Origin of the sequence: Priestia flexa NBRC 15715 (assembly GCF_001591565.1) — a bacterium.
GTDB classification, from domain to species: Bacteria; Bacillota; Bacilli; order Bacillales; family Bacillaceae_H; genus Priestia; species Priestia flexa.
In genome coordinates this window covers 1-3,498 of sequence record NZ_BCVD01000197.1, presented here as the reverse complement: position 1 = coordinate 3,498, position 3,498 = coordinate 1, and the positions used below count along the sequence as shown (strand labels likewise).

Annotated in this window: 4 protein-coding genes; 2 read left to right on the top strand and 2 right to left on the bottom strand. The window is 34.4% G+C overall.

The genetic code is table 11. The features are described 5' to 3' along the window. Nucleotides 1-29 precede the first annotated feature (29 nt). Together BFL01S_RS19220 and BFL01S_RS19215 are read right to left on the bottom strand one after the other, a co-directional pair. Nucleotides 30-308, bottom strand: a complete 279-nt coding sequence (locus tag BFL01S_RS19220) for an AbrB/MazE/SpoVT family DNA-binding domain-containing protein (RefSeq protein WP_025912108.1) — start codon at nt 306-308, stop codon at nt 30-32. Between the two features lie 362 nt (nt 309-670). Next, entirely contained in the window at nt 671-1,069 is a 399-nt protein-coding gene (locus BFL01S_RS19215) for a replication termination protein (protein WP_025912109.1), read from the bottom strand. Nucleotides 1,070-1,404: 335 nt separating this feature from the next. Here BFL01S_RS19215 and BFL01S_RS19210 point away from each other — a divergent pair, with 335 nt between their 5' ends. Further along, nucleotides 1,405-1,839: an Hsp20/alpha crystallin family protein gene (locus BFL01S_RS19210; protein ID WP_025912110.1), complete on the top strand. Its 435-nt coding sequence runs from the start codon at nt 1,405-1,407 to the stop codon at nt 1,837-1,839. A gap of 255 nt (nt 1,840-2,094) precedes the next feature. Beyond that, complete coding sequence (locus BFL01S_RS19205; protein ID WP_412762069.1) at nt 2,095-3,471, top strand: YjiH family protein; 1,377 nt, start codon at nt 2,095-2,097, stop codon at nt 3,469-3,471. Nucleotides 3,472-3,498 lie beyond the last annotated feature (27 nt).

Below are 3,498 nucleotides of genomic sequence, written 5' to 3'. Positions count from 1 at the left end.
AAAAAAGAACGTCCAATGACGTTCTTTTTTTATTTGTTTAAAGTACGTTGAAGTTCGTTCAGAAGTCGTTCCGCTCCTTTTTTACTTAGCACGACATTTCCATTAGCGAACGTAAGGTTATCACTCTTAATTTCACCAGTTACGGCACAAGCACCATATGGGCTATATTTCTGTAGAATAATAATGTCTTCATCAACGTATATTTCGACTGGATCACCTGTATTAATATTTAGAATTCGTCGCAATTCGATTGGAATTACAACTCGACCCAATTCATCTACTTTTCTTACAATACCTGTAGACTTCATAATCTCCATTCCTTTCGTACGATGTAAAATGTTCACCTTATGCAATAAACTCTTGTACATCCTCAGTTCTAAAATGCTCTTATTTGGTCCTCATACATGGATTTTGAATCTCAAAATAAGGCATTTCTGTTTTTAAAATTTATGTACAACTTGTATCATATCAATTCAACCTTTATTTATGAATAGTACATAGTCTTTAAAAAATAATCTATCCATATATGTTAAAAGTGTGTATTTAAACCATTTTATACCTATAAATCCATCTTTTTCACTACTGCTGACCCATAATATAACTTTTCCTAACATGAATTGGACGAAATTCCCTCTTTACAAATATCTTTTTTTCAGTTAAAAAGAGGTATTCATGATTGAATACCTCTTGAAACAACGCTAAAGTTATCGCGAATGGCTTTTTGAATCATTGCCTCACATCTTTCTAGTTCTACCTTTAGCTGCTTTTTATATAGTTTTGCTTTTTCCTCTCCGCCCGCTGCAAACTTGTAATATACTACTTCCTGCAGCTTCATTCCTTCTTTCTTCTTTTTTACTTGTTTTAATACACCATCTTCAATTAAATCATGTAATGCTTTATATACTTCCGAATGATTAGGTTTAAAACCAAACGGTCGAAATTCTTCACGCAGGACATCTAAAAGCCTGAGTCCATATAAGCGTTCTTGCTCGGTCATTGTAATCATATATAACTTTAAAAAAGCACGCTGCTTTAATAGGAACCCACTAGACGTTCGTTTTTCTCTCATAGGTATACCTCCGCTTCAAGTTTACTTGACAATCGCTATATAATAATTATACTTTCTTACTCTCTCATAATCCTGCTTTTCATAACATAAGTCTAAATATTTAACTCCGTTTGAAACTTTTTTTACAGCTAAAACAAGAACTTATGTTCCTTATTTTATAATATATACCATCATAGGGGATTTCTTCAACTATCTCGCCTCGTTAAAGATGACATACCACCAATGAACAACATTCAAAAATCATGTCAAAAAAGAAATGATTCCTTCATATATATAAAATGAACCCATAACATTCTATAAATAATCACTTATTACTGACTAAGGAGGCAAATATCATGTCAAAACACTTTGATGATTTAGATTGGAGTTCTCTACATGACAAAGTCGAAGAAATGTTAGGGACTCACTTTTGGAACGACTTTACCACACTTCTCCCTAAAAAATTCCCAGCAGTTGATTTATATGAAACTGAGAAAGAAGGAATTATTGTGGCTGAACTTCCAGGTCTTCAGTCAGCTAAGGATGTAGAAATTAAAGTAGAGCTCAACACGCTTACAATTCAAGGTCAGCTCCCCTACTCCTATGAAGTTGCAAAACCACATTTAAAAATCAATGAACGCCATACAGGTGTATTTATGCGTACGATTAAACTTCCTTTTCAATTTGTAGAAAATGAAATTAAAGCTAAGTATCGCAATGGGTTATTAGAAATTAAACTCTTAAAGCAAGAAGTAAACCAGCAAATTGCAATCGAGTTTAACGAAGAATAAGCAGCCGTAAAACAGCTGCTTATTTTTTATTTCATCCCAATGCAGCTAGCGACCAAAAAATGCTTTTTATTCCGAAAATTTAAATTAAATTAATAACTTTTACTCTCTTATAAAGTATGTTATTTTTATAACGTTGCTGTTTTAAACATACAATCAATTTATAGATTTATGCATTTAAACACAGCCAGGTTCCGCTCTAATTTCTTCGGAATTTGAGCATACTTCTTTTGAATAACTATGTATGTGCATAATGAGGTGAAAGTATTGAAACAACCCCTTACTGAAAAAAAGTTTGCTTTATCAACTTTATTGATATTCTTACTCCCTTCTCTACTAGGGATTTTCTTGTTTATTGTTCCGTTTTCTTATAAGGGAGAACTAACCATCCCTATTGCTATTTTAGCAAATGCTGTACAAGCAATGCTTGAGAGTCATCTTCCATTAATAATGACAATCATCGTTGTTGCAACAGCTGTTTTTACAATCTTATTTAAATTAACAAAGCCGGATTTTATAAAGAATAGTCCTTTTCTATCTTCTCTTTTTCTTGTTAGTTGGGTGTGGACTATTACGCGCTTGGTTGGTGCTGTATATGTCATCTTAACTTATTTTAAGATTGGACCTGAGGCTGTTTGGTCGGAAAACACAGGTGGGACGCTTTTATATGATTTAATTCCCGTATTGTTCTCTGTATTTTTATTTGCTGGTCTTTTACTACCTCTTCTTTTAAATTTCGGTTTATTGGAGCTATGTGGTGCTCTATTTACAAAATTTATGCGTCCAATTTTTACGTTGCCAGGGCGTTCATCCATTGACTGTCTTGCATCATGGTTAGGTGATGGAACAATTGGTGTATTATTAACGAGTAAACAGTATGAAGAAGGTTACTATACAAAGCGTGAAGCAGCGGTAATTGGTACCACTTTTTCAGTCGTATCCATTACGTTCACAATTGTTATTCTTTCATATTTAAAGCTAGAAGCATATATTATTCCTTACTACTTAACGGTATTGCTTATTGGGTTGGTTTCAGCCATTATTATGCCGCGTATCCCCCCGTTATCAAAAAAACCGGATACGTATCATGAAAATGCTAAAGATCATACCGTGGCAGACGAAACAATTCCAAAAGAGCATACGTCCTTTTCATGGGGAATGAAAAAAGCGTTGGATCGAGCAGAGAATAATACAGGCGTTAAGGCATTCTTTAAAGATGGAATTCAAAACATCCTTGATATGTGGATGGGCGTTGTACCTGTCGTAATGGCAATTGGTACAACTGCGTTAATCATCGCAGAATATACGCCGCTATTTAAGTGGATTGGCTTACCTTTTGAGCCATTATTAGCTTTATTGCAAGTACCAGAAGCAGCCGAGGCAGCTCAAACTATGGTTGTTGGGTTTGCTGATATGTTCCTACCAGCTGTTATTGGATCAAGCATTGAAAGTGAGCTTACTCGTTTTGTTATCGCGTGTGTGTCTGTCACACAGCTCATTTATATGTCAGAAGTTGGTGGCTTACTACTAGGGTCAAAGATTCCAATTAAATTTATGGACCTTGTAATCATCTTCATTCTTCGTACGCTTATTACGCTTCCAATTGCTGTTATCGTAGCAAACTTACTGTTCTAGTATGTAAAAAAGAGGCTGGGACATAAG

Coding starts and splice junctions, on each gene's coding strand:
- BFL01S_RS19220 (WP_025912108.1), bottom strand. CDS start 308: ATGAAGTCTACAGGTATTGTAAGAAAAGTAGATGAATTGGGTCGAGTT.
- BFL01S_RS19215 (WP_025912109.1), bottom strand. CDS start 1,069: ATGAGAGAAAAACGAACGTCTAGTGGGTTCCTATTAAAGCAGCGTGCT.
- BFL01S_RS19210 (WP_025912110.1), top strand. CDS start 1,405: ATGTCAAAACACTTTGATGATTTAGATTGGAGTTCTCTACATGACAAA.